Annotated in this window: 30 protein-coding genes and 1 pseudogene; 16 read left to right on the top strand and 15 right to left on the bottom strand. The window is 40.0% G+C overall.

Annotated features, from left to right (window positions below; translation table 11 throughout):
• Positions 1-64 precede the first annotated feature (64 nt).
• The 4 genes from UP17_RS06155 (at position 65) to UP17_RS06140 (ending at position 2,160) form a co-directional block, all read left to right on the top strand.
• Positions 65-580 carry a YjcG family protein gene (locus UP17_RS06155; protein WP_061462130.1) on the top strand — a complete coding sequence of 172 codons (516 nt, stop codon included), beginning with the start codon at positions 65-67 and terminating at the stop codon, positions 578-580.
• 4 nt (positions 581-584) lie between these two features.
• Positions 585-1,013 carry a GNAT family N-acetyltransferase gene (locus UP17_RS06150; RefSeq protein WP_061462129.1) on the top strand — a complete coding sequence of 143 codons (429 nt, stop codon included), beginning with the start codon at positions 585-587 and terminating at the stop codon, positions 1,011-1,013.
• Positions 1,014-1,172: 159 nt separating this feature from the next.
• Complete coding sequence (locus UP17_RS06145) at positions 1,173-1,436, top strand: hypothetical protein (RefSeq protein WP_061462128.1); 264 nt, start codon at positions 1,173-1,175, stop codon at positions 1,434-1,436.
• Between the two features lie 235 nt (positions 1,437-1,671).
• Positions 1,672-2,160, top strand: coding sequence for a spore coat protein (locus tag UP17_RS06140; protein ID WP_061462127.1), 489 nt, complete (start codon positions 1,672-1,674; stop codon positions 2,158-2,160).
• A 90-nt stretch (positions 2,161-2,250) separates the two neighbouring features.
• On the opposite strand, the gene UP17_RS06135 is transcribed toward UP17_RS06140, so the two are convergent.
• Positions 2,251-2,502: a hypothetical protein gene (locus UP17_RS06135; protein WP_061462126.1), complete on the bottom strand. Its 252-nt coding sequence runs from the start codon at positions 2,500-2,502 to the stop codon at positions 2,251-2,253.
• A gap of 150 nt (positions 2,503-2,652) precedes the next feature.
• On the opposite strand from UP17_RS06135, the gene UP17_RS06130 reads away from it, so the two are divergent.
• Positions 2,653-4,926 carry an ATP-dependent helicase gene (locus UP17_RS06130; RefSeq protein ID WP_061462125.1) on the top strand — a complete coding sequence of 758 codons (2,274 nt, stop codon included), beginning with the start codon at positions 2,653-2,655 and terminating at the stop codon, positions 4,924-4,926.
• Positions 4,927-5,263: 337 nt separating this feature from the next.
• A pseudogene (locus tag UP17_RS06125) lies at positions 5,264-6,591 on the top strand (IS1182 family transposase).
• Between the two features lie 132 nt (positions 6,592-6,723).
• Here the strand turns inward: UP17_RS06125 and UP17_RS06120 are convergent.
• From UP17_RS06120 to UP17_RS06085, 9 genes are all read right to left on the bottom strand, one after another.
• Positions 6,724-6,978: a sporulation-specific transcription regulator SpoVIF gene (locus UP17_RS06120; protein WP_061462124.1), complete on the bottom strand. Its 255-nt coding sequence runs from the start codon at positions 6,976-6,978 to the stop codon at positions 6,724-6,726.
• A gap of 112 nt (positions 6,979-7,090) precedes the next feature.
• Positions 7,091-7,243, bottom strand: coding sequence for a YjcZ family sporulation protein (locus UP17_RS26110; RefSeq protein WP_081108729.1), 153 nt, complete (start codon positions 7,241-7,243; stop codon positions 7,091-7,093).
• A gap of 102 nt (positions 7,244-7,345) precedes the next feature.
• Positions 7,346-7,702 (bottom strand): stage V sporulation protein AE, encoded by a 357-nt coding sequence (gene spoVAE / locus UP17_RS06115; RefSeq protein WP_061462123.1) that lies wholly within the window; start codon positions 7,700-7,702, stop codon positions 7,346-7,348.
• 24 nt (positions 7,703-7,726) lie between these two features.
• On the bottom strand, positions 7,727-8,743 hold the full coding sequence (gene spoVAD / locus UP17_RS06110) for a stage V sporulation protein AD (protein ID WP_061462122.1): 1,017 nt from the start codon (positions 8,741-8,743) through the stop codon (positions 7,727-7,729).
• Between the two features lie 3 nt (positions 8,744-8,746).
• On the bottom strand, positions 8,747-9,217 hold the full coding sequence (spoVAC, locus tag UP17_RS06105) for a stage V sporulation protein AC (protein ID WP_061462121.1): 471 nt from the start codon (positions 9,215-9,217) through the stop codon (positions 8,747-8,749).
• 18 nt (positions 9,218-9,235) lie between these two features.
• On the bottom strand, positions 9,236-9,733 hold the full coding sequence (locus UP17_RS06100) for a hypothetical protein (protein ID WP_061462120.1): 498 nt from the start codon (positions 9,731-9,733) through the stop codon (positions 9,236-9,238).
• 289 nt (positions 9,734-10,022) lie between these two features.
• The gene (locus UP17_RS06095) at positions 10,023-10,388 is read right to left on the bottom strand and encodes a DUF1360 domain-containing protein (RefSeq protein WP_061462119.1); all 366 of its coding nucleotides are present in this window, start codon (positions 10,386-10,388) and stop codon (positions 10,023-10,025) included.
• The gene (locus UP17_RS06090) at positions 10,389-10,973 is read right to left on the bottom strand and encodes a hypothetical protein (protein WP_061462118.1); all 585 of its coding nucleotides are present in this window, start codon (positions 10,971-10,973) and stop codon (positions 10,389-10,391) included.
• An 11-nt stretch (positions 10,974-10,984) separates the two neighbouring features.
• Positions 10,985-11,305 carry a hypothetical protein gene (locus tag UP17_RS06085; RefSeq protein ID WP_061462117.1) on the bottom strand — a complete coding sequence of 107 codons (321 nt, stop codon included), beginning with the start codon at positions 11,303-11,305 and terminating at the stop codon, positions 10,985-10,987.
• A gap of 210 nt (positions 11,306-11,515) precedes the next feature.
• Between UP17_RS06085 and UP17_RS06080 the strand changes: the two genes are divergently transcribed.
• From UP17_RS06080 to UP17_RS06065, 5 genes are all read left to right on the top strand, one after another.
• Positions 11,516-12,016 carry a GerAB/ArcD/ProY family transporter gene (locus UP17_RS06080; RefSeq protein WP_061462116.1) on the top strand — a complete coding sequence of 167 codons (501 nt, stop codon included), beginning with the start codon at positions 11,516-11,518 and terminating at the stop codon, positions 12,014-12,016.
• 273 nt (positions 12,017-12,289) lie between these two features.
• On the top strand, positions 12,290-12,559 hold the full coding sequence (locus UP17_RS27380; RefSeq protein ID WP_155727256.1) for a hypothetical protein: 270 nt from the start codon (positions 12,290-12,292) through the stop codon (positions 12,557-12,559).
• Between the two features lie 41 nt (positions 12,560-12,600).
• Positions 12,601-13,083: a spore germination protein gene (locus UP17_RS29190; protein WP_081108727.1), complete on the top strand. Its 483-nt coding sequence runs from the start codon at positions 12,601-12,603 to the stop codon at positions 13,081-13,083.
• A 38-nt stretch (positions 13,084-13,121) separates the two neighbouring features.
• The gene (locus UP17_RS06070; RefSeq protein WP_081108726.1) at positions 13,122-14,123 is read left to right on the top strand and encodes a spore germination protein; all 1,002 of its coding nucleotides are present in this window, start codon (positions 13,122-13,124) and stop codon (positions 14,121-14,123) included.
• Positions 14,120-15,307 carry a Ger(x)C family spore germination protein gene (locus UP17_RS06065; protein WP_061462114.1) on the top strand — a complete coding sequence of 396 codons (1,188 nt, stop codon included), beginning with the start codon at positions 14,120-14,122 and terminating at the stop codon, positions 15,305-15,307. The genes UP17_RS06070 and UP17_RS06065 overlap by 4 nt, the downstream gene beginning before the upstream one ends.
• 32 nt (positions 15,308-15,339) lie before the next feature.
• Here the strand turns inward: UP17_RS06065 and fabI are convergent, their stop codons facing one another.
• Entirely contained in the window at positions 15,340-16,113 is a 774-nt protein-coding gene (gene fabI, locus UP17_RS06060; protein WP_061462113.1) for an enoyl-ACP reductase FabI, read from the bottom strand.
• 135 nt (positions 16,114-16,248) lie between these two features.
• Positions 16,249-17,589, bottom strand: a complete 1,341-nt coding sequence (mgtE, locus tag UP17_RS06055; protein ID WP_375166308.1) for a magnesium transporter — start codon at positions 17,587-17,589, stop codon at positions 16,249-16,251.
• A 145-nt stretch (positions 17,590-17,734) separates the two neighbouring features.
• Between mgtE and prpE the strand changes: the two genes are divergently transcribed.
• The gene (prpE, locus tag UP17_RS06050; RefSeq protein WP_061462111.1) at positions 17,735-18,478 is read left to right on the top strand and encodes a bis(5'-nucleosyl)-tetraphosphatase PrpE; all 744 of its coding nucleotides are present in this window, start codon (positions 17,735-17,737) and stop codon (positions 18,476-18,478) included.
• A 90-nt stretch (positions 18,479-18,568) separates the two neighbouring features.
• Here prpE and UP17_RS06045 read toward each other — a convergent pair whose 3' ends face one another.
• From UP17_RS06045 to UP17_RS06035, 3 genes are read right to left on the bottom strand one after another with little or no spacing between them, the layout of a single operon-like run.
• Positions 18,569-19,483: an RluA family pseudouridine synthase gene (locus UP17_RS06045; protein WP_061462110.1), complete on the bottom strand. Its 915-nt coding sequence runs from the start codon at positions 19,481-19,483 to the stop codon at positions 18,569-18,571.
• 17 nt (positions 19,484-19,500) lie between these two features.
• A complete protein-coding gene (locus tag UP17_RS06040; RefSeq protein WP_061462109.1) occupies positions 19,501-20,295 on the bottom strand; it encodes an NAD kinase in 795 nt (264 codons plus the stop codon).
• Positions 20,296-20,341: 46 nt separating this feature from the next.
• A complete protein-coding gene (locus UP17_RS06035; RefSeq protein ID WP_061462108.1) occupies positions 20,342-20,962 on the bottom strand; it encodes a GTP diphosphokinase in 621 nt (206 codons plus the stop codon).
• A gap of 322 nt (positions 20,963-21,284) precedes the next feature.
• Between UP17_RS06035 and UP17_RS06030 the strand changes: the two genes are divergently transcribed.
• The 4 genes from UP17_RS06030 (at position 21,285) to UP17_RS06015 (ending at position 24,071) form a co-directional block, all read left to right on the top strand.
• Positions 21,285-21,863, top strand: coding sequence for a CYTH domain-containing protein (locus tag UP17_RS06030; protein WP_061462107.1), 579 nt, complete (start codon positions 21,285-21,287; stop codon positions 21,861-21,863).
• A 32-nt stretch (positions 21,864-21,895) separates the two neighbouring features.
• Positions 21,896-22,546 carry a lytic transglycosylase domain-containing protein gene (locus UP17_RS29185; RefSeq protein ID WP_061462106.1) on the top strand — a complete coding sequence of 217 codons (651 nt, stop codon included), beginning with the start codon at positions 21,896-21,898 and terminating at the stop codon, positions 22,544-22,546.
• 233 nt (positions 22,547-22,779) lie between these two features.
• Positions 22,780-23,184: a globin domain-containing protein gene (locus UP17_RS06020; RefSeq protein ID WP_061462105.1), complete on the top strand. Its 405-nt coding sequence runs from the start codon at positions 22,780-22,782 to the stop codon at positions 23,182-23,184.
• A complete protein-coding gene (locus UP17_RS06015; RefSeq protein ID WP_081108725.1) occupies positions 23,181-24,071 on the top strand; it encodes a ClpXP adapter SpxH family protein in 891 nt (296 codons plus the stop codon). Before UP17_RS06020 ends, UP17_RS06015 begins: the two co-directional genes overlap by 4 nt.
• The last annotated feature ends 709 nt before the right edge of the window (positions 24,072-24,780 follow it).

Below are 24,780 nucleotides of genomic sequence, written 5' to 3'. Positions count from 1 at the left end.
TGGTTTCAAGAAAAACATGTCCAACTATAATACAACAATAAAAAAATATCAGGAGGTTTTATTTATGAAATATGGTGTTGCAATTTTCCCTTCAAAAAAACTTCAAGATTTAGCTAACTCCTATCGAAAAAGGTATGATACGAAATATGCTTTCATTCCACCGCATTTAACGCTTAAACCAACATTCGAAGCGACGGATATGGAAATTTCGACGATCGCGGAACAATTAAAAGGCATTGCTCAAAAGTGCAATCCTTTTACGATGAACGTAACGAAAGCGAAGTCCTTCCAACCCGTAAGCAATACTATTTATTTCAAAGTGGAATTATCCGAAGGGCTTCAAGAGCTGCATGATGCACTTAATAATGAGGAATTCATGAAAAGTGAAAATGAACATGCATTCGTCCCGCATATTACCATCGCTCAAGATTTATCCGATAATGAGCATTCTGATGTTTTAGGCCAATTAAGCATGCTTGACGTTAGCCATGAAGAAGAGGTGAAACGAGTTCACTTGCTGTATCAGCTTGAAGATGGGGCATGGACCGTTTATGAAACATTTAGATTAGGAGCTGAATGACTTCGTGTTTGTAAAAATTGCAGAGAACAGCCAAGAGCTTGAAAATGCTTATATGATTCGAAAAAAAGTATTCGTCCAGGAACAAAAAGTCCCTCTTGAAGAAGAGATCGATGAATATGAAGAAGAGTCTGCACATTTCGTTTTATATGATGATCAGGATCAGCCAATAGGTGCCGGCCGCTTCAGGGTCATCGACAACATTGGTAAAGTCCAGCGCATTTGTGTACTATCATCGGGCCGAAAGAATGGTGCCGGTGCCATGATCATGAACGCTATTGAGGAATACGCAAGCGAACGGGAAGTACCTCAATTAAAGCTTGATGCCCAGGTGCACGCGATTCCTTTTTATTCAAAGTTAGGATATGAGATCGTTTCTGACGAATTCATGGATGCTGGCATACCTCATAAAACGATGACGAAGACCATTTTATGATATAAAAACGCTGTCCTTTCAGTTTTCTGATTGGACAGCGTTTTTTTGTTCGTTCATGATCTTAAATTATCGTTTTATAAAAAAACCATTTCTGTTCAATGGCAATCTCCGCAAAAATACATAGACTATATATAGAAAGCAAGAAGGAGGGAAAATTTTATGGGCAACAATGAATTTAACCTGGAGGAGTCTCAAAAAAGATTAATGGAACTGCTGGTTTCGAGGACTATGAGAAAACATGGTTTCAAAAAGGAAAAAGTCGATCTAACTGAAAAAGAAAGAAATAACCTTAGAGAAACCATTCGCTATTTACAAGAGCAATCGCAAAAAATCATAAACCAAGACAAGAACATCACTGAAAAAGATGTTAATCCAATTACAAATTCTATTCACAACAAATTCACGGATTCCAAAGATAAATGATTCACCATTTCACCTAATCAAACCCTACTTGCTGGGGAGAAATAAGTAACAGAGACATAGCAGCACTTACATTTCATTCCTGAAGCTCCAGCTTCTTTTATCATTCATCCCCCCACACACTAATACTTTCCCTAAGTATTAAAAAATAGACGAATTAACTGATTTATTCGTCCAACCCGATTAACCATCAAAGCATATTTTAATAGGGAATAAAACCTAAGGAGGAAAAAACAACATGAACCAAAATGTATATCGTAGCAACTGTAACACTCATGAAGACTCTGAAAGATCATGGTCAGCCCTAGATTCAGCTTCACACCACCCCCTGACAGGATTCTGCAATAACGAAGACGACTCGATCGAACAAGAGGCAAGACAAGACAATTCTCAGGTTCAGCTTTCCGAAGAACTAATTTACATTAAAGATTCCTGTAATGTAAATATCACTTCAACAGATGTTAAAGCGGCTCTTTCTCTACAATCCGCTCTACAAGCAGCTATCGCGATCATCGTAAGCATTTCCGTTGCAGATAATGATAATGCTGATAGGATTACCCAAGAATTAATCCAATCTTCTAATGTTAAACAAATCACGCGCCAAAAAACAATTGTTGAAAACAGCCGTGATATCGACGTTGTAACAACTGATGCACAAATCGCTCTTAACATTCAACTTTTACTACAATTATTGTTAGCTCTAATCGTGGAAATTGACGTTCTCTAAGAGATCAACACAAAAAGGACACTTCACGTGTCCTCTTTTGTTTTTCTTTGCAAAACTAGACACTTTCGTTGAAATACCACCCTTTTCCCGTCATTTCAGCCGTAAATTCTTCACTAACATTTGATTTTTATTAGCGCCTGCTCCATTCGTCCTTTCCCGATTATGATATTGAACTTGATCGAATCCTTCAAAGCTTCCCATTTCCTCTTCCAACACCTGATCAAAGCGGATCGGTTGAATGGGTTTCGTTCCTTTGACAATTCTTACTTTCTCTTCAGCTCCGACCGTCCGGTTGGCATATTGAATATAATCAAATTGTGTAACAGGTGCTATGTATCCCATTGGAATCCCACCTTTATTTAAATAGTTATGTTGTCATTTAATTACCCGTCTGGAATGAGATTTAAACACTATTTCCGCATTCTTTTTTCCTAATCTTCTGGTATGATGAGTATTGCCGATATTTTTAATAGATTAGAGGTATCCATTTATATGAATCAAGCAAAATCTGGCAATGAAATCGTACATTTACATACCGTTTCAGCTGGTGAGCTGCAGACACTTTTTGAAAAAGGAAAACGTGATCAGCTTTCTTGTATCATTTGTCATAAACCAGTGAAATTATTTATTGGGATCCATGAGACACCCTATTTTTATCATAGTGACCCATCGCAGGCTCACTGCGAAATGCCGAATTCAGAACCGATAAATGAGGACAGGCCATTAGAATATATGGAACAGAATGGATTTAGGATTCCTACATCACGAACCATTACAGAAACAAAAACCATTACGGAACCTTTCCTTAAAAGCCGGCCCATAACTGGCAATCCGAAGTATTCAGATAAACCTTCTGCCCTGGAACAACCAGAGGAACCATACTTTCAGGAATTATCCTCATCCGGGGTTGTTCTAGATGCAGAGCAACTCAAAGCGGTAATGACGATCGATGGACCAATCCTCGTCCTATCAGGAGCCGGCAGTGGGAAAACCCGGGTATTAACGGTACGTACTGCCTATATGCTCACAGTGAAGAAGATTGATCCAAAAAGTATCATGCTTGTAACATTCACGGCGAAATCTGCAAAGGAAATGCAGCAGCGTCTGCTCGGCTATCCCTATATGACGCCTTCCCTTGTTTCTCAAATAGTTAGCGGGACCTTTCATAGCATCTTTTATAAAATCCTGATTTTTCACGAACCATCCAAATGGCAGCGTGATTTCCTATTGAAGTGGGAATGGGAAAAAGAAAAGATATTGAAACAGGCTGGCAGGGAATTGGAACTTGATGATAAGGAATTTGCATATGATCAAGCCCTTCAACAAATTGGGCTTTGGAAAAATTCCTTGGCCTTTCCAGAAGATATTAAACCGACAGACGAGTGGGAGAAATCCTGTTTATTTTTATATAAGAAATATGAAGAATATAAACAGCAAACAGGGAAATATGATTTTGATGATATGCTTGTAGGCTGTTATGTATTTTTAAAAAACCACCCGGATTTTTTGAAGAAATATCAGCAAAGATTTAACTATTTTTTGGTTGATGAGTTTCAGGATATCAATAAAGTTCAATATGAATTGATAAAACTCCTCTCTGCTGAATCAAAAAATGTATGTGCGGTTGGGGATGATGATCAATCCATTTATTCTTTCCGCGGAAGCGATCCGAAGTATATTCTGAATTTCAATCATGATTTCCCTAGATCCCAAGTGGTAAAGCTGACCGAGAATTATCGCTCTTCTCATGAAATTGTCGCTACAGCGAACCGCTTGATCAAGCGCAACCAGAACCGGATGGAAAAAAAGATGACAGCACAGCATGATTCTGGTAATCCCCCTGTATTATTTTATCCTTATGATGAGGAATTGGAAGCAACGATGATCGTATCCGACATCCAAGAAAAAATATCCAAGGGAGCAAACCCTGGGGACTTTGCAGTTTTGTATAGGACACATACGATGTCCAGGGCGATTTTTGAACGGCTAGCCGCTTCAAACCTGCCATTTGTCATTGAAAAGGATGCAGATTCGTTTTATCAGCGCAGGGTCATTCGCGGCATGCTTGCCTTTATGCGCCTGAGTTTGTTTCCCCATGATAGCAAGGCAGCATCTGATGTCCTTTCCTCCTTATTTTTAAAGCAAAGTATATTACAGGAGTTAAAAGCAATGACAATACTGCAGGATTGTGATTTTATCGATGCATTTGCTTTTGTTAAGACAGGACATGCTTTTCAAGAACGAAAATTAAAAACGATCCCAGGACAAATCCGCTCTTTAAAAAATATGGCTCCACTTGTAGCTTTAGAAATCATCGAGAAAGATTTGGGATACCAGGAATATGTAAAAAAGCGCGGAAATGAAGCAAACCTGGAAAAAGGTTCCGATGACATCCGCGACCTAAAGGTGGCAGCAAATCGTTTTCCCACCGTCGCCGCTTTCCTTGATCATGTCGATCATATGACTGCGATGGTTCAAGAGATAAAACAGCTATCGAAACATTTTAAGGATGCCATACAGCTAACTACCATACACCGTTCAAAAGGGCTTGAATATCAAACCGTTTATGTTCTTGCTGCTGTCGATGGCAGCATTCCTCATGATTTCGCACTTGAATCATACCGAAAAGGGGAGCTGGCCCCTCTTGAAGAAGAAAGACGTTTGCTCTATGTAGCAGCAACCCGGGCTAAAAAGGATCTTTACCTTTCCATCCTGCAAACTAGACGGGGACGGACCGCTTATCCATCACGTTTCTTGAAGCTTTGACCAAAAGTGAATAATATCTCTCTTTGAAAATCGAAATGAGAAAGGCCTGCACTTTAGCAGGCCTCAGACTGTAGACAAACCCGATGAAAATTGAGTTTGTCTATTTTTATGGCTTGTACAATTTGGACGTTGATTTCCACTCCAGGCACTCGCTTTCCGCGGGCGGTCCGGGAGCCTCCTCGGCTTTCGCCTGCGGGGTCTCCCCTAGACGCGCTTTTCCCGCAGGAGTCTCATACCTTCCGTTCCAATCAACTTTGTCTTGCCTTTTAGATGGAACACTTTTGCCTGGAGTCATTTTTGTTTTAAAATAAAAGTATTATAACTTGAGGTGATGAGGATGCTTTCTAAACATGATTCTATTCAGCGAGATCAACTGGTGCCAGCGAACCATTTGGTTCGTAAAATTGAGAGGCGGCCATTGACTTCACTTTCATTTATGACTTGGTGAAAGATATGTATTCAGAGATAGGGCGCCCAAGTATTGATCCAGTTATTTTAGTTAAATTGACATTGATTCAATATACCTTTGGTATTCGTTCGATGCGTAAAACAATTGAAGAAGTTAAAACGAATATGGCTTACCGTTGGTTTTTAGGTTACGGTTTCCATGATAAAGTGCCTCACTTCTCAACGTTCGGGAAAAATTACGAGCGACGCTTTAAAGATACTGACCTGTTTGAACAGATTTTCTATCGCATCTTAATGACAGCTTCCGAAAGAAAGTTAATAAGTGCTGAGCATGTATTCGTTGATTCCACTCATGTGAAAGTCAGTGCAAATAAGCGAAAGTTCGCAAAGAAAGTCGTTCGCAAGGAAACACGAGCGTATCAAGAATGCCTTCAAGAAGAAATAAATCAAGATTGTGAAAACCATGGAAAGAAACCTTTTCCACCAGATAAATTTTATAAGGAAGAAACCAAAGAGATGAAAGAAAGTACAACAGATCCTGAGAGTGGTTACTATGTGAAAGATGAACGGACAAAACAGTTTGCCTATTCATTTCACACGGCTGCAGACCGCAATGGTTTTGTGCTAGGGTCGATTGTAACACCTGGAAATACGCATGATAGCCATATGTTAGAGCCACTGGTTGAACAAGTGATTGAGAAAGTTGGAAAGCCTGAAGCCGTTGCCGCAGATGCAGCTTATAAAACACCAGCCATTACAAGCTACCTCTTTGACAAAGAAATCACACCGGCTTTACCCTATACACGGCCACGAACAAAAGAAGGATTCTTCCGCAAACATGAGTATGTTTACGATGAACATTTTGACTGTTACCTTTGCCCATCGGTCGAGATTTTAAAGTACTCAACAACAAATAAAGAGGGACATCGTGAGTACAAATCTCCCAAACACATTTGTAAGACATGTTCATTTTTATCACAGTGTACACAAAGCAAAGACCATCAAAAAGTGGTGACGCGCCATATCTGGCAAGAAAATATGGAAGAAGCAGATCACCTGCGTCATCATCAAGATGTAAAACCTATCTATGCGAAACGCAAGGAAACGATTGAGCGTGTATTCCCAGATGCAAAAGAAAAGCATGGTATGCGTTGGACTACTTTAAGGGGACTTAAAAAATTGTCGATGCTTACTTTCGCTGCCATGAATGTAAAGAAAGATGGCCAATTGGCATGGCAAGGTCCAAAAATGGCCTAACATAGTGGGCTCGTATACCCAATTCCTTAATATTGAGCAAAATTCAAAGGGAATTTCAAAAGGGGTTCGGAATGTTAATTCCTAACCCCTTTTGTCGACAAACTGAGGCCTGCACTTTAGCAGGCCTTTTTTTCACTTTTTATTTATCATATTGGAAATGGTCCCGAAATCCAGTTTATTCCCTTCAGATACAATGGAATGGACGATCTTATCTTCCGTTTCCTTATTGACCGGCTTATTTGCTATTTTTGAAACGCGCTTGATGACGCTTCTAACTGTTGTTTCATCTTTGAAATTGGCTCCCTGTAGAGAGTTTGCCAACTCTAATACATCCTTCATATTTACGCCCGTTTTACCTTCTATGTTTTTAAAAAAGTTATTATCCATACCTAAGCCCCTCCCTTTTCTGTACCTATCCTATGTATTAACAGAAAAATGGTGCTAGGCCCTCACAAATAAAAATAAATGGAATAGGCTTCTTCTGCCTATTCCATTTACGTTAGCAGCAGAAAGAAGCCCCTACAATGATTAATAGGATAAACAAGACGACGATTATCGCGAAAGTAGAACCGCCGCAACCATAGCCTCCGCCATAACCGCCTCCGTAGCCATAACAGCTGTTGCCACAACCGTAGCCACCGAAACCAAACATACTATATCACCTCGCTCTCGCTAAAGCTTACTGATAACATATGTAGGTCTGGACAAATATGTATAGGCCATGTCCTAGTCCAGGCTGCCTATTTCCGTTATTTTAACCTTTTGGTCTGAAAACTAACGCCCCGATAAATCCAAAGATGATAGCTGCAGAGATACCGGAACTCGTAATTTCAAACATACCTGTCAGTACGCCAACGAGACCGTGTTTTTCCGATTCCATCATTGCCCCGTTCACGAGCGAATTCCCAAAAGAAACGATTGGTATGGTTGCTCCAGCACCGGCAAAGTCAACAAGCGGTTCGTATAATTCAAACCCGCCAAGAACAGCTCCTATTACAACGAACAGGCTTAACGTATGTGCTGGTGTCAGCTTGCCAACATCGAAAAGAAGCTGGCCGACTACACATATCAAGCCACCGATGACAAAGGCCCAAAAAAACATTGCTAACATCCAAATCTCTCCTTTTTCATGATTTCATCCATATTCAATGGCTACCGCATGGGCAATGCACGGAATGGAATCTTTTTGCTGGACAGATAGCGGTGACAATAATGCTCCTGTTGCAACAAGCAGGATTCTTTTATATTTACCAGAAATCATTTCATTTAGTATATGGCCATATAAAACCACAGCCGAACATCCCGCACCACTCCCGCCTGCCAAAGCAGGCTGATCCTTTTTAAAAATCATCAATCCGCAATCTTTGAATTTTTCCTGATTGATATCGCAGCCCTTTTGTTTTAATAAGTCAATGGCTGTCCCTCTGCCTATTTTCCCCAAATCACCAGTAATGATGTAATCATAATCATCCGGGGTCAAACCAGTATCTTTGAAATGGGCAAGAATCGTATCGACGGCGGCTGGGGCCATCGCTCCCCCCATATTGAAGGGATCCTTCAATCCCATGTCAATGACCTTTCCGATGGTGGCCGAGACGATATGGGGAAATTCCCCTTGCTTGCTTCCATTAGGAGCTACCAGTGCCACCCCTGCTCCTGTTATCGTCCATTGAGCTGTCGGAGGTTTTTGCCCTCCATATTCAGTTGGATAGCGAAATTGCTTTTCAACAGCTGCATTATGGCTCGAGGCGCCTGTCAACACATAGTTAGCCCCGCCATAATTGGTGATGAAGGCAGCTAGAGCGAGACCTTCCATTGAAGTGGAACAGGCTCCAAACAAGCCGAAGTATGGAATGCCGTTGGTTCTGGCTGCAAAACTTGTGGGTGTAACCTGATTGATTAAATCACCCGCCAAGAAAAATTGTACCTGCTCCTTGTCAATCTTACCTTTCTCCAGTGCAAGCTCAACCGCTTTCTCCATCAAATGGCGATGAGCCTTCTCATAAGAATCCTGTTCCATCCACAAATCATCGTATAGGATATCAAAATCACCAGCGATTTCTCCATTTGCCTCAAATGGCCCACCTGTTACCCCTGTTTCCAAGATGACCGGTTTATTGGCGAACATCCATGTTTGTTTTCCCTTTAACACCGCTTAGCCCCCTATCATTTGATAAATCGTTTTTATCAACGCCACGACAAAGGCTGAAAATACTCCAAATAAAATAACCGATCCAGCCAATTTAAACATATTGGCTCCAACACCAAGGACAAATCCTTCAGTCCGATGTTCGATAGCTGCCGAAATGACTGCGTTACCGAACCCTGTAACAGGGACGGCACTTCCTGCCCCACCGAACTGGCCAATGCGGTCGTAAAACCCGAAGCCGGTCATTAGAAGAGCAAGAAATACCATGGTAGCAGTTGTTGGACTACCTGCTGTCTGTTCCGTAAAGTTAAAAAAGTAAATATAGAAGTAAGAAATGGCTTGTCCCACTATGCAGAAAATGCCACCTACTAAAAAGGCTTTCAAACAATTCTTCACTATTGGCCTTTTAATTTCATGCTTCCCTTGGAGCTCTTTATATGCATCCTGCTGTGGGGTAGTTTTCTCCTTGCCGCTCATAGTACTGAACCTCCCTTTCTAAATTAATTCTTTTTGAAGTCCTTCAATCTCCTTGAACTTCCTTTTCGCCTTTTTCTCGGGAACATCTTTTTCCTTGAGTAACTCGTTCAATCTTACAGATTCCAAAAAGATTTTATAATCGCTCGAAACGATAAAATCATACTTGGGAAACTGCTTTTCAAGATTTCCAGTCACAGTTTTTTCAATTTTCTTCATATGAAAACGTTTTAAGTGCTTAACCTTATATGCGACGATAATCTTTTTGCCATTTTTCACGACGATCACATCATAGATGGCGTCTTCGTTAGCAACGGTTTCCTTGACCTTTGAGATCAGTCCCTTTTCACCCTTTTCATCCATCCCATTAATGATATCCATCGGTTTAGGATTCGTACGTTTAAGCAATGCTAAATTCTCTGTTTTTCCGTCACCCTGACTGCTACAGGCAGTGAGCAAACACAAAACAAACATAACAAACAGCCATTTGCCCTTAAAATATCTTCCTTGTCTGAACATAGAATCACATCCTAATTTATCGTTCTATTATTATTTTCTTGTTTAACTGGTTTTTATGAATGGTAGGATTAGGAAATAAAAAAACCTTTCCAAAATGGAAAGGTTTTTTCACTCAATAGCCTTTATTTTTATTGTTATTATTACAGCCACAGTCCTTCTTGATTTTGACCGGTTGATCTTTTTTAATCGGTTTTGCATAAGCCCATGGATTCTGTTTCTGATTCAATTTATGACTCCTCCTTTAAGATCTATACCATACTATATGAACGAAGAGACAAGTTGTTTCCAATCAAATGTCCATAATTTTGCTGATTATGACCTCAATAATTGCGCCTACTGCCGCTACTGCAAGGGTTAAAATCAGTACGTAGCCTATAAACCAATGTTGTATATAAAGGAGTACCAGTAAAAGGCTGACCCATACACCAACACACCAAAAACAGCTAAGCAGTTGCCCACCCCAGCCAAGCAGGCCCTTTTCTTTGGGCATTAAAAATATTTCCACATCTCCTTCTTCATCTTTTTCCTCTATCTCTTTAAAAAAGGGGCGGCGTATCGGTTCCATGATTTTATCGAATACGATCAAGCGTGTCAGCCTGAAAGAAGCCAAGCCTATTATTAGAAATAAGGTGAACTCATTTTCCGGGAGAATCATTCAATATTGCTCCTTCTTCTTGGATTCTCCAATTATTTTGGCATCAATAATATCCGGTAGACTTACGAAACGAATATGGTTCCCTCTTTTAATCTTCACTGATTCCCCCTTCATTCCCAACACCTGAAACTGAAGCGTTTCTCCGTTAATAACAGCCTCACATAATGGCTTTGGAAAACCTTGATGATTGGATAGGCGGGAAATGATGTCCCCAGAAGATTCCCTTTTCTCCACTTTCTTTCTTTTTTTCTTAACTGGCTTTTCGGTTTCCTTTTCTGATTGTTCAGGATTTTCCATGTGTTTAACCGGAGTTTGTTCTGGGACATATTGTTCGGTAATTTTCCTTATACCCGTAATCTCTGTTTCAATTTCCTTCATGACATCATAAACACCAAATTCGCGTTTGATCTTTTCGATTTTTTCTTCCTTATGCCCGTCTTCCTGAAGTACCGGCTCAACGTTTTCTTGCGGTGTTTCTTTTTTCGTTCGAAAATCACTTTGCATATTCCCTCGCAGATCGGAGATTTTTGCCTGATCTACATATAACAATGGTTTGGATTCCTTATCGCCATTATTCTCTGACATGAAAATCCTCCTTAATATTTCAGAATATCCACAGACTGCAGCTGTTTCATATGGTATTGAACAACCTTTTTCCCGAATTTATGCCTTATGAACAGACTGGATTCTTTCTTATGTTCCAATTTTCCAAACAGTGTGCGGTCATTGATGATGAATTTACAAACAGGCTTAGGTGCAAAGGCAGGGAGTCGGGACAATAGCTCCACCAATTCCTCGGCAGTATATGAAGTGCTGAATTTTTTTTCATCCAAATTCAAATTCGTATGTCTCTTCAGCATATTGTGTATGTTTTGTTTTCCAACAGCACAAGGCAGGTCAACTTTCTTCACGTCCATGATGCCCCTCCTTCTTTTTCACGAATAGGGTTGAAAGCAGGTTTATACTGATTCTCACAAACAGTTTAATATCTACTCTATGTATCATTTATATGAAATTCACCCTTTTTTATGCTGGAGATGTTAAATAATGACGGTAACCAATTTTGGATATGTTGGGTATTAATGGAGAAAAATAAAGATAATGATATGTTAAAGGAGTAAATGAGGATGAAAAAAAATGGGAAGATTTCAACCGTACAACTATCTTTAATCATGATGACGGCTGTCGGCTTGAAAAATCATGTAACGATCCTCCCGCACTTACTGCCAAGTGCAAAACGGGATGGATGGATTTCCGTTTTACTTGCTTTTGGATTGATAATGATTTGGTGTTTACTTTTATTTTACATCCATAAATCCACCGGTCAGACCAACATATTTGTATGGGTGGAAACGAATATTGGTAAAGCGCCAGGCAGAATGTTATCCATTGTCATAAGTATTTGTTTCGCTTCATTAGCTGCAGTTTCGTTGAAAGAGATGGTTGTATGGACAAAAGTATCCTACTTGCCCGTAACTCCACCGATTTTTGAAATAATCCTTTTTACGGGATTTTGCTTTTTCCTTGCCTCAACAAACATCCAAACGATTGCTATTACCAATACTATTCGTATTATTTGCCGTAATCCTGTTTGGTTTTTTTGTGGCAATCGCAAATATTCAATTTAAAAATTATTCACTTTTGCAACCGATTCTTGAACATGGCTGGTCTCCTGTTTTCTCTGGGATGATCTATCCTTTGTCAGGGCTTATTGAGTTGATTGTCATACTTTTCATTCAACAAAAAGGTCATGGGAAAATAAAATATAAGGTATTTGCATTGAATACCATTATCCTTACTTGGCTTATCCTTGGCCCCTTATTGGCTCCATTACCGAATTCGGTCTGCTTGAAGCTTCAAGACAAAAGTACCCTGCATTTGAGCAATGGGGATTGGTCACCTTGGGAAGGTTCATTGAACACCTTGACTTCTTATCCATTTATCAATGGTTAACCGGGGCATTCATACGAGTCTCCTTTTTACTGTTTTTATCGCTTGAAGTCCTATCGATAAAAAAACCGCTGAACAAAACGATATTGCTCATTGCCTATTTAGTGATGCTTATCGTTTCCAATTCATTCAGTTTCAGTGATGTCATATTATATTACATTATAAAAACAATTGTCTTGCCGGTTACATTCTGGTTCTTTTTAGCGTTTTCCATCCTTTAAGTATTTTTGTTTTAATCGTAAAAAAAGGAGGTCCTCATCCGATGTTCAAAAAAACGAAAAAGCAACCGTCCAAACAGAATAGTAAAATTGAAAAATCAGAACATCTCATAATAAAAAGCGAAAACGATATAAAAGAAATTTTTCATAATTCAGAAGATGTATTCTTCCAAAGCAGTTTATATCGTGATGAGTCTCCGATAAAAATCACATTAATTGGATGTGACGGTCTTATCGATACTGAATTGTTAAATAATCTTGTATTTGAAGGGCTATCTTTATTTTTCGAAAAGCATCCAAGAGGAGCTTTAAAAATTGATGACATAAAGGACTCCCTTCATCTTCCTCACCTTGCCGATGTAAACACAAAGGAAGAGTTGTTCGCAGATATCTATTCTGGGAAATTATTGATTTACTTTGAAGGATACAACTATCTGGTGTCTACAAATATTGCTAATCGACCGCAGCGTACTCCCGAGGAAACAACTACAGAAGTAACGATAAAAGGGCCGAGAGATAATTCATAGAAGATTTATCCATAAATGTCGCTTTAATACGAAAGCGAATGCGAACAAACTCCTTGAGTGTGAAATATTTCGAAGTGGGAAGGCGAACATTGACTAAAGTCGCCCTTTTATATATGGATGATATCTCTGATCCTGAAATGGTTCAAACTATCACTAAAAGTATTGAAGCAATTGATATAGATGGGATATATGGAGGAAATCAATTTATGGGGTTAATTGAAGGACAGCCCTCTCTTCTCTTTCCAAGGCATGACTACACCGGTAAACCGGATTTTGCCGTGCAATGCCTTTTAAAAGGCAGACTATTAATTCTGATTGATGGTATAGCCTACACAATGATCACACCCATCAACCTATTTATTGTGTTAAAAACATCTGAAGATCATGAGTATACGTCCATTTATGCTTCCTTCGAAAGGGCCCTTCGAATATTTGGCATTTTTATCGCTGCCCTTCTGCCAGGATTTTGGGTTGCATTAACCACCTTTCATCAGGATCAGCTCCCGCTGATTTTGTTGGCCACAGTTGTCGAATCAAGGAGGGGATTGCCATTACCAACCGCATTGGAAGCGATAACCATGGTGATCGTTTTTGAAGTGTTCAAAGAAGCAGAGATGCGTTTACCCACTTCAGTCGGACCGACATTAAGTGTATTGGGTGCTTTAATCATTGGGGATGCAGCCATTCGTTCCGGTTTGACAAGCCCTGCCATGCTTGTAGTGATTGCTGGTTCAGCTGTCGCTACTTACACACTCGTCAATCAACCCATCAATGGCGTCATCAGTTTAATAAGGCTCCTAGCTATTATTTCTGCTTCTTTTTTTGGACTTTTCGCATTTATACTGTTAGCACTGTTTCTTTGTGCATATGTAAGTAATATCCGAATATTGGGTGTTCCTTATATGGAAGTGACCGCCAACTTAAGCTTGTCCAATATCGTTAAAACTCTTTTTCAGATACCTCCCTCTTTGGATAAAAGACGCCCTCCCATCTTTTCTACAAAAGATCCGACGAGGAAAGGCGATGATGAACAAAAATGAAAAAGATCAAAAACATACTCATCCTATCGTGTTGTATTTCTATACTGTCAGGATGCTGGGATTCGAATGAACCTGAACGTCTCATTTATGCAAACGGTTTAGGAATCGATTACAAGGACGGGAAGGTCATTGTCTACCTTCAAATCATTAACATGAGAGGGTTAGCAAAATCCGAAGCAGGCGGTGACCCCAGTTCCTTTAGCTCAGCTGATGTTGGGAAAGCGTCCGGAAGCACATTGGACGAAGCCATATTTAATTTGTATCATACGGCTGACCGGCGTGTTTACTGGGGTCACATCTCTTTTGTGATTTTTTCGGAAGAAGCCATTAAAACGGGCGGCCTTAAGTATACCGCTGATTTTTTAGACCGCTACCGCGAAACACGCTACCGAATTTTCTTTTTCATGACTAAAGACTCAATTAAAGATGCGATGCTCATAAGTCCTATCGAAAATGTTTCCGTGGCTTTTTCAAAATTAAGCGACCCAGATGATAATTATAAACAAAGCTCTTTTATCCCGCCCATTAATTTAAGAGAGATAATTATTAATATTGATGAACCTGCCCATCAAGTGGCGATTCCACAACTTAAATTAACAGAACAATGGAACAGTCAGGAAAAAAAGAAGAAGGATTTATTAATGGAAACAGTCGCTATCATCTCAGAGAATAAAATCAAAGCAATTCTCCCAAAGAAGATGTTGAATGGCGGAAGGTGGTTCAATAAAGATTTTGTTCGGGACAACGTAACCATTTTCCCAGAAACGAAAAATGACGTATTTGTTGTCATTTATGATAAAAAAAGTAAAATTACACCATTTGTGGATAAAAACGAAAAAGTGCGTTTTGACATTAAGATGAAAGTTAAAGCTAGTGTTGAAATGTTGATAAAAGGGGCAACACGTGATCAATATGAAAAAGAAATAAAACGTGCAATCAAAAAGGAAATAAAGACAACCTATCAATATACACAAAAAAGGGATATTGACCTTTTCCGGCTTTCTGAAAAACTCTATCGGAAGGATATTAAAGCTTGGAAGAAGGTTGAAACCAACGGGAGAATTCCATTGAAAGAAGACACACTCAGGTCAATCCAAATTGATGTGCAAATTCAAGATACTGGAAAGCACAGATTAACACCGATCTTTGAAGGGCAGAGAGACAAAGGATGGGAAAACCAATAAAAAAAGGGACATAGAGGTCCCCTTTTTTTATGTCATCCGATTATATGATAACCCGAATCCACATGGATATTTTCCCCGGTAACTCCGCGGGACATGTCACTTAATAAAAATACCGCCGTATCCCCTACTTCTTCCGGAGTCGTTGTACGACGGAGCGGTGCTTCTTCTTCAATCTTCTTCAAGATTGTATTGAAGTCCCGGATACCTTTAGCGGATAACGTACGGATTGGACCGGCTGAGATTGCATTCACTCGAATGTTATCTTTACCAAGATCACTTGATAGGTAACGGACACTGGCTTCAAGTGACGCCTTAGCCACTCCCATTACATTATAATTTGGCATGACGCGTTCACCGCCAAGATACGTCATCGTGACAATACTGCCACCTTCCGGCATGATTTCTTTCGCAGCTTTAGCTACAGCAGTTAAAGAGAAAGAACTGATATTATGGGCAAGCAAGAACCCTTCACGGCTCGTGTTGACGAACTCTCCGTCAAGTTCCTCCTTGTTGGCAAATGCGATACTGTGTGCCACGCCATGAATGATACCTATTTCTTCCTTAATCGTCGCAAAACATTTTTCAATGCTTTCATCCTTCGTTACATCACATTGTAAAATGGCGGAAGGCTTCCCTTCCAATGTAGAAGATAGTTCCCTAACGCTTTTTTCTGTACGATCTTTTCCGTAGGTGAATATCAGCTTTGCACCTGCCTTATGTAAGGAACGGGCAACTCCCCATGCAATACTTCTTTTATTCGCTACACCCATTATGACAAACGTTTTTCCCTCTAATGAAAAAGTCATCGTATGTGACCTCCTAATTTTAATACAAGTTATTAGTACCTGCTACTAATGACAGTATACCAAATTTCCTCTGATAAAAACACCGTTTTCTGAAGTCCCTTTGGAATATCGCTTCCCCAAAAGGCCTGCTTTAACTTATAGTAAATAACCCATGAATAATGTAGCTAATCCAAAATAAATCAGAACACTGATAATGTCATTGATAGTTGTAATGAATGGTCCTGAGGCTACCGCCGGGTCAATCTTCATTTTATGCATGAGGAGCGGTACAAGCGAGCCCGCGAGTGTGGCAACTATTAAAGTAATGAAAATCGATATTCCAACCAATAAACCCAGCATTAGATCACCTTGCCAAATATATACAATGAAAATGATGGCTGTTCCACATGTCAGGCCAGTGATGAGGCCAGTCCCCGCCTCCCGTATGACGAGCTTCCACTTGCTTGCCTGCTCCAATTCCCCTGTTGCAATTCCCCGTACCGCCACGGCCAATGCTTGTGTTCCTGTATTGCCAGCCATGCCGCCAATCAATGGAATAAATACAGCCAGGATCGCTTTTTGGCTAAGTGTCTCCTCGAAACGACCAATAAGGCTAGCGGTCAATAAGCCTAAGAACAAGAGAATGATCAACCATGGCAACCGTTTTTTTGCAGCAGAAAAGGGACTCTTATCAACATGATCGAGATCTGGTACACCCGCTAATTTAGAATAATCATCGGATGCCTCTTCATCCATGACATCAATGATATCATCAACTGTAATGATCCCTAACAAATGGTTTTGAAAATCGACGACTGGCACGGCAAGGAAATTATAGTCCCTTATTTTACGCGCAACCTCTTCCTGGTCTTCAGATACAGGTACGGATACTACCCGGTCATCCATTAGATCACCAATTAAAGCATCTTCATCAGCTATGATCAATGTCCTGAGCGATAAGACACCAAGAAGTTTCTTATCCTGATCGGTAACGAACACATAATATATCGTCTCCGCTTGCGGAGCTTCCCTTTTTAAGATCTTCATGGCTGATCGAGCCGTTTCGTTTGCTTCTATGGCGATGAACTCTGTCGTCATGATGCTTCCCGCTGTATACTCTTCATAGTTTAGAAGCTCTTGGATTTCACTTGCCGCTTCATCATCCATGATGGTCAAATAGCTGACGGCCTGCTCATCATTGATTTCATTTAGGACGTCAGCCGCGTCATCTGCATACATATGGGAAAGCATATCAGCCACGTAAGAAGGATTCATTTCAGCCAGCAGGCTTTCGAAATCCTCTTTATCTATTTCTATATTTTCAAAAAGGCCAGCCATTTCTTCCGGTGACAAATATCTATATACGACGGATCTGAATTCATCTGACAAGCTTGTATAAAATTGGGCTTGATCATATGGATGCATTTCAAGGAACTCCGTACGGAACTGATCCAGATTTTCCGTTTTAAGCGCTTCAAGCAAAAGCCCGTTATTCATTTGAACACGTTCCCTTTCCTTCATCTCCTCCATAACCTGCACCTCCTAAAACATATTTTTTCATTTCCTCGTTTATATTTTATTTTTTTAAATAATACTATACTAATACCATAAACATATACAAAACAAACAAAGGGTGTGTCAAATGAACATCGATATCATAGGGGACATTCATGGATGTTTCGCTGAATTCAAGCAACTGACGGAAAAAATGGGCTATACATGGGATACTGGGATTCCTGTCCATCCCTCCGGAAGGGTTCTCGGCTTTGTAGGGGATTTAACCGATCGCGGCCCTAATTCCCTTCAAGTAATCGAGGTTGTCCATGAATTAGTCATTAACCAAAATATTGCAAGGTATGCCCCAGGAAACCATTGCAATAAATTGTATCGTTATTTTTCAGGCAATAAAGTTCAAATATCACATGGTTTAGAGACTACAGTAGCTGAATATGAATCCCTAAACATTCGGGAGCAGAAGAAAATCCGAAAAAAATTCATGGATCTGTATGAACGTTCCCCACTATATCAACTTATTGATGATGGACGACTGATCATTGCCCATGCGGGAATTCGCAGTGATTATATTGGCCAATATAGCAGTAAGGTAAAAACCTTTGTCCTCTACGGTGATATCAATGGCTCCAAACATCCAGATGGGTCTCCGGTCAGGAAGGACTGGGCTCAATCCTACAAAGGGGAAAAATGGATCGTGTATGGTCATACACCAGTCCCTGAAGCAAGACGAGTCAATCATACTTACAATATTGATACAGGCTGCGTCTTCGGTGGAAAACTAACAGCTGTCCGTTATCCTGAAATGGATCTTCAAGAGGTGCCTTCAACCATGCCATATATAGCGGAAAAATTCAGGACATCTTTTGATTAACCAAAAAAACTCGCCATCTTGGTGAGTTTTTTTGCGTCTATGGATTTTTGCTTAATCTTGTTTTCGGCTTGATGCGGGCCGGTTATAAAATCAGAAATCCCAGCCTATACTTCCCTCGAGCAATCGGGTCATATCTTCAGGTAGCTCTTCTTGAAACAACATCATCTTCTTTGTGAAAGGATGTAAAAATTTCAATTCAAAACAATGAAGGGCCTGGCGAGAGATATCCCTCCTGCTCCCTCCATATAAATCATCACCAGCCAATGGATGACCAATATGGGCTATATGGACCCTTATTTGATGTGTCCTCCCTGTTTGGAGTTCCAAATTGAGGAATGTGTGCGACCCAGTGTGTGCCAATACCTTAAATAGAGTACAGGCATACCGGCCATCGTCCCTGACTTCCCGTTCAATGATGCTGGTCGACTTTCTGCCAATTGGCGCAACTATCTCCCCTTCAGGTCCATCAACGAGTCCTTCGGCTATGGCTTGGTATCTCCGTTTAACCTTTCCTGATTTTTGTTGTTCACTTAAAAGGTGATGGATATGCCGATGCTTGGCAATTAAAACCAACCCCGATGTATCGCGGTCAAGCCTTGTAACAATATGGATCGTTGCCTGTATTCCCTTCTTCTTATAATATCCCGCCAAGCCATTGGCCAGACTGCCGTTGGGATGCTCCCGGGAAGGAATGGTATTCATGGAAGAAGGCTTGGCCACCACCAATACAAATTCATCTTCATACCTGACATTTAGGGGGATGGGTTCTGGCAAAAGGCCTTCACTTGCCTGCTCCGGCGGAAATATGACGGTGATGATGTCGCCGGTTTCAATCCGTTCCCTTACGGTTACTTCTTCGCCGTTCAACTGGATATATCCACCTTTAAACTTAATATCCGTTAATGCTCGTTTTGAAATATCGCATTTGCTGAGAAACTCTCGCAATAAAGAGCCAGAATCCTCTTCAAAAACCGACCAGGTCAAAGAAAAGTTTTGATTTGACATGAGGTGAGTCTATCTCCTTAATTAGCAATAAATGAATCATGCACTCTTTTCCAGAAAGGAAAAGGGCGGAATCTGGCAAATCGGATCTTTTCATCTGCAACTCGGCACTGTATCGACTTGACGTCTTCTTGAAGCAGGGTCAAATGATCGATCGTAATTTGAAAATTGACAGCATTGACCGGCCGGAACATACATGTATGATGTGCCGGCAGCAGCAGAGGAGATCCTACCGTCCTAAACACCCGGTTATTAATGGATGCCAATTCGGTAATCTGAATGGCATCGATTGATGGATGGACGATGGCTCCACCAAGCGCCTTATTATAAGCCGTACTTCCAGATGGCGTCGCAATGCATAGACCATCTCCGCGGAACGTCTCAAAATGCTGGCCGCGTATCTCAACATCCATGACAAGCGTCCCTTCAACACTTTTGACTGTCGATTCATTCAAAGCCAGAAATCTGGTTTCGCGTCCTCCATGCTGATAACGAACGATTGTTTCGAGCAGTGGATACTCCACCACTTGAAATGGGGTTTTTGCTAAAGCTATCACTAATTTTTCAATTTCATCAGGGGTCCAATCTGCATAAAAACCAAGATGTCCTGTATGTACACCAACAAAGGCGGTTTTGTCCAATCTATTACTATAACGGTGAAATGCATATAATAATGTGCCATCACCACCGACAGAAATGACAATATCCGGCTGATCTTCGTCATATTCCAAATGAAAGTCCTGAAGATACGTTCGCATCCTTTGCATTAAAGTATTCGATTTCGCATCTCCTTTTGACGTAATCGCAAATTTCATGTAATCCCACCTTACAATTTAGATTTCTTTTTGTTCATTTATACGTTTAAGAATCTTTCTTCCTGGAAAAAAGACGCTGTGCTTCCTGGATTTCCGTACGGATTTGCGACATCTCTGCATCAAGCAGGAAGGCGGCTTCAGCTGCGCGTTTTAGCCGCAGTTGAATATCTTCCGGAAAAATGCCTTTATATTTATAATTTAAAGAATGTTCAATCGTAGCCCAAAAATTCATAGCAAGTGTCCTGATTTGAATTTCGGCAAGTATATTTTTTTCGCCATGGATCGTCTGGACCGGGTAGCGGATGACAACATGATAAGAACGGTAGCCGCTTGCTTTTTTATGGGAAATATAATTCCTCTCCTCAACTATCTCAAAGTCATTGCGACCTCGTAAAAGTTCAACTACCTGTTCGATATCATCCACGAACTGGCACATCATGCGAAGTCCTGCAATATCCTGAATTTCGGTTCCCAATTTATCAATGGCAATATCCTTCTGACTCGCCTTATCCAAAATACTGACAATCGGCTTTACCCTGCCTGTTACAAATTCGATCGGTGAGTGAATATTCTCTCTCTCAAACTGTTTCCTTAATCCCTTTAGCTTAACCTTTAATTCTTCGACAGCCTGAGTATAAGGCGCCAAGAAATCGTCCCAACTCTCCATTGCCACACCACCTATATCTATCTAAAAAGCGTCTGTTCAACTCTGGTATGGGCAGAACGCTCTCCTTATCCAGCAGCCCTATGACATACTGCCAATTCACCACTGGATCCTATTGAATCTTTCTCTTAAAACAAAAAGTATGTATTAATTTCTCTATAAACGGTAATCCACTTCCCGTGTTCAACGTTTTTATTTTATCATATCCTGCAATTGATTCCTAAATATTCAAGTACAATAGCAAAAAATTATTGTATTCAATTTGACAGCTTGAATGGTTCTTATATGATTAACCTAAGATATTTAGTCAGAAAGGAAGGGACACATGAGCCAGCATATTGAAATTGAGTTTAAAAACCTTTTGAAAGAAAACGAATTTCGACAACTGATCGATTATTTTCATATCGGGACATCGAACTTTAAATCACAGAAAAATCATTACTTCGATACATTCGAATTCCATTTGAAAAATCTGGACTCTGCGCTTAGGATCCGGGAGAAAAACGGCTGTTACGAGCTAACTTTAAAACAGCCTGCTACAGAAGGATTATTGGAAACGAATCAAGATATCTCTAAAGAAACCGCTTATGCGTTTCTGAATCAAAACACTTTCCCTGAAGGGGAGATCCAACAGCTTATCATTGAATGCGGAGTTAATCCAAAGGATTTTACCTGTTTTGGGACATTAAAGACCGACCGTTATGAATTCCCTTACAAGGAGGGTTTACTTGTTTTAGATCATAGTTCATATGTGAATCAGGAAGATTTCGAGCTTGAATATGAAGTGACGGATGCAAAAGCCGGTAAAGAAAATTTCCTGACTCTCCTTGAAACCCTTCAAATTCCGGAAAGAGAAACCGAAAATAAAGTTAAGAGGTTTTATCGCGCCAAATTCCAGGAATAATCCTGTTTGAACCATATTCGGAGGTGGGAAATTTGATAATCCAAGATTTCAAGACTTTTATGGGATTGCAGGCAATCCAGCAATTCACAAATGGAAACATCCCTAAAACTGTTTCATCTCGATCCGTTTTCCAGGACATGCTGTCGGTACTCGTTTCGGGTGATGCTCTTGAAGGCACTTCACAGACATTGGGTTCCTTATTATCCAATGTGGAAACGGAAACGAAGTCCTTTCTTCAATCCAGCAGACTGACATCCAATAACCAGATAGCTTCTGCCCATACTAACGATGAGACTCGCGAAGCCGTCACAAATTACGATCAAATCATCAGCCAGGCCGCCAGCTTGTATAATCTCCCGGAAAAACTGATTAAGTCGGTCATTAAACAAGAATCGAACTTTAACCCTGAAGCAACCAGTTATGCTGGTGCAACTGGCCTTATGCAGTTAATGCCCGCAACTGCAAGGAGCCTGGGAGTTGATGATGCAACCGACCCTGAACAAAACATCATGGGCGGGAGTAAATATTTAAGTCAAATGATGGCCCGTTATGACGGGGACATCCAGGTTGCCCTTGCTGCTTATAATGCCGGACCAGGAAACGTAGATAAATATAATGGAATTCCGCCCTTTAAAGAAACTCAGAATTATGTCCAAAAAGTATATGGCACATTTTCAAGCTAATGAAAGCTGACCCTGATATTTTTGATGGGTCAGTTTTTTTCATATGTGTACATTTATTTCTTATCCAAAACCGCACAAAAGTTTAAGTCCCCAAAAGCGGTCTTTTCCGTTCATTCCCCTGTGTCATACTACAGATGTAAAATTTTCTTCAAGCTATATATTTGTTATATCAGTACGTCATTGATAAAATATGTATAAATATCAACCATCTTTCAATAAAAGGAGTAATCAACATGATGCAAGGGAACCCTACACCATATGAATTAATTGGAGAAGGGCAATTACACAGGTTAATTGATGTGTTTTACTCCAACGTTAGTCAACACCCGGATCTACTGCCGATTTTCCCTGACGATTTAACAGAAACGGTCCGTAAACAAAAACAATTTATGACTCAATATTTAGGTGGTCCCTCTTTATATACTGAAGAACATGGCCATCCTATGTTGCGGGCTCGACATATACCTTTTGAAATTACGCCAGAACGAGCGAAGGCATGGCTCTCATGCATGTATCAAGCTATGGACGAAGTGGGCCTTGAGGGTGAAATAAGAGAGTTTTTCTATCACCGCCTTTTTTTGACGGCACAGCATATGATCAATACATCCGGTACTGATGGGAAAGGAGAAGACAGTTGAGCGCACATAAACCAGTTTTCAATATTTCCGATTGGATCAAGACGCAGCATTGCTATGATATAGGAAAAAAGCCAATTGAAATTTATGTTTTTGTTGATCCGCTTTGTCCCGAATGCTGGGGCTTAGAACCAATTATTAGAAAATTACAGATAGAATATGGCCAATTATTCAGTTTACGCCATGTTTTAAGCGGTAAAATCGATTCTCTTAATATGGGGAAAAATAAAAATTATGAAAACCTTGCTCATGTTTGGGAAAAGACAGCCAGCCGCTCGGGAATGTCCTGTGATGGTAGCCTTTGGTCTGAAAACCCAATCTCTTCTCCATATACAGCTTCCATCGCAATAAAAGCAGCGGAATTGCAGGGCCGTAAATTGGCCATTCGCTTTTTAAGGCAGCTTCAAGAATATGTATTCATTGGGAAAAAGGATATATCCAATATCGAGGTCTTGACCGAGTGTGCCAAAACGGTTGAACTGGATGTGGAGGAATTCCTTGATGACATCAATTCTTCCAGTGCAGCCAAAGGTTTTCAATGTGACTTGAAAATAACCAGCGAAATGGAAGTGACTGAAATACCTTCCCTTGTCTTTTTCAATCAAAATATTGAAGAAGAGGGAATAAAGGTTTCGGGTGTCTATTCTTACGAGGTATATGTTCAAATTTTAGAAGATATGCTTAATGGTCTTCCCGCCCCTGCAAAACCACCCTCTATCGAAGAGTTTTTAAGCTGTTTCAAACTGGTGGCCACCAAGGAAATCGAAACGGTTTATAATATGAATAAGAATAACGTCGAGTTGGAAATGAAGAAACTTGTTTTAAAACAGTTGGCAGAAAAAATTCCGGCTAAATACGGGACGTTTTGGAGATATACAAAGAAGCAGTAATGATTTTGACTGCTTCTTTGCTATTCAAAAAAAAGGGAAAAACCATGCAAATCAAATGATTGCATGGTTTTTATTATAAGAAATAAGGGGATGGGAGAAATTTTTTTCACGATCAAACAAAGGGGTAAATGTTTGTTTGTGATTTATTTCACAATAAATAATATAACAGATAATCCATTTATGTTTCAACTATATGTATTACTTTTCACAAATTGTTCATAATATATACTTTTCTATTATCATTATCCTTTAGGTGTATTGTAAAAAAAGAGCGTCTTTTTAATTTAAAGATTTATTGCTACCTTCTTTCTGATTGATTTCTGATATGTAAGGATATGCATTAAATTGTGAAAAACATCACATTTTAATGCATATCCTTTTCTAACATTTGTCACTTTTTTTACAACTGGCCTCATTTCACTTCAACAACATGAAAAAACCCCAGCAAATCGCGAAATTTGTTGGGGTTTTCATCTATTTATACGAAAAAGGGGATGGGAGAAATTTCACGACGAACAAACAAAGGGGTATATGTTTGGGATGTGATAACTTCTTATCTGTACTATATCAGATTATACACATTAATTGCAAGAACTTTGTGCGCATTTTCACATTATTGTCATATTCTTAGAATACTGCTTATTCTAAAACATAAAATCTAATAAAGGAGCAGATGATCATATACTGCTGTCAGGTTGGAGGTGACCAA

It is taken from the genome of Peribacillus simplex (assembly GCF_001578185.1).
GTDB classification, from domain to species: Bacteria; Bacillota; Bacilli; order Bacillales; family DSM-1321; genus Peribacillus; species Peribacillus simplex_A.
Note: the sequence above shows the minus strand (reverse complement) of the source record. Positions and strands in the feature narration are given on the sequence as shown.

Coding starts and splice junctions, on each gene's coding strand:
- UP17_RS06155 (WP_061462130.1), top strand. CDS start 65: ATGAAATATGGTGTTGCAATTTTCCCTTCAAAAAAACTTCAAGATTTA.
- UP17_RS06145 (WP_061462128.1), top strand. CDS start 1,173: ATGGGCAACAATGAATTTAACCTGGAGGAGTCTCAAAAAAGATTAATG.
- UP17_RS06140 (WP_061462127.1), top strand. CDS start 1,672: ATGAACCAAAATGTATATCGTAGCAACTGTAACACTCATGAAGACTCT.
- UP17_RS06135 (WP_061462126.1), bottom strand. CDS start 2,502: ATGGGATACATAGCACCTGTTACACAATTTGATTATATTCAATATGCC.
- UP17_RS06130 (WP_061462125.1), top strand. CDS start 2,653: ATGAATCAAGCAAAATCTGGCAATGAAATCGTACATTTACATACCGTT.
- UP17_RS06120 (WP_061462124.1), bottom strand. CDS start 6,978: ATGGATAATAACTTTTTTAAAAACATAGAAGGTAAAACGGGCGTAAAT.
- UP17_RS26110 (WP_081108729.1), bottom strand. CDS start 7,243: ATGTTTGGTTTCGGTGGCTACGGTTGTGGCAACAGCTGTTATGGCTAC.
- spoVAE (WP_061462123.1), bottom strand. CDS start 7,702: ATGTTAGCAATGTTTTTTTGGGCCTTTGTCATCGGTGGCTTGATATGT.
- spoVAC (WP_061462121.1), bottom strand. CDS start 9,217: ATGAGCGGCAAGGAGAAAACTACCCCACAGCAGGATGCATATAAAGAG.
- UP17_RS06100 (WP_061462120.1), bottom strand. CDS start 9,733: ATGTTCAGACAAGGAAGATATTTTAAGGGCAAATGGCTGTTTGTTATG.
- UP17_RS06095 (WP_061462119.1), bottom strand. CDS start 10,388: ATGATTCTCCCGGAAAATGAGTTCACCTTATTTCTAATAATAGGCTTG.
- UP17_RS06090 (WP_061462118.1), bottom strand. CDS start 10,973: ATGTCAGAGAATAATGGCGATAAGGAATCCAAACCATTGTTATATGTA.
- UP17_RS06085 (WP_061462117.1), bottom strand. CDS start 11,305: ATGGACGTGAAGAAAGTTGACCTGCCTTGTGCTGTTGGAAAACAAAAC.
- UP17_RS06080 (WP_061462116.1), top strand. CDS start 11,516: ATGAAAAAAAATGGGAAGATTTCAACCGTACAACTATCTTTAATCATG.
- UP17_RS29190 (WP_081108727.1), top strand. CDS start 12,601: ATGTTCAAAAAAACGAAAAAGCAACCGTCCAAACAGAATAGTAAAATT.
- UP17_RS06070 (WP_081108726.1), top strand. CDS start 13,122: ATGCGAACAAACTCCTTGAGTGTGAAATATTTCGAAGTGGGAAGGCGA.
- UP17_RS06065 (WP_061462114.1), top strand. CDS start 14,120: ATGAAAAAGATCAAAAACATACTCATCCTATCGTGTTGTATTTCTATA.
- fabI (WP_061462113.1), bottom strand. CDS start 16,113: ATGACTTTTTCATTAGAGGGAAAAACGTTTGTCATAATGGGTGTAGCG.
- mgtE (WP_375166308.1), bottom strand. CDS start 17,589: ATGAATAACGGGCTTTTGCTTGAAGCGCTTAAAACGGAAAATCTGGAT.
- prpE (WP_061462111.1), top strand. CDS start 17,735: ATGAACATCGATATCATAGGGGACATTCATGGATGTTTCGCTGAATTC.
- UP17_RS06045 (WP_061462110.1), bottom strand. CDS start 19,483: ATGTCAAATCAAAACTTTTCTTTGACCTGGTCGGTTTTTGAAGAGGAT.
- UP17_RS06040 (WP_061462109.1), bottom strand. CDS start 20,295: ATGAAATTTGCGATTACGTCAAAAGGAGATGCGAAATCGAATACTTTA.
- UP17_RS06035 (WP_061462108.1), bottom strand. CDS start 20,962: ATGGAGAGTTGGGACGATTTCTTGGCGCCTTATACTCAGGCTGTCGAA.
- UP17_RS06030 (WP_061462107.1), top strand. CDS start 21,285: ATGAGCCAGCATATTGAAATTGAGTTTAAAAACCTTTTGAAAGAAAAC.
- UP17_RS06020 (WP_061462105.1), top strand. CDS start 22,780: ATGATGCAAGGGAACCCTACACCATATGAATTAATTGGAGAAGGGCAA.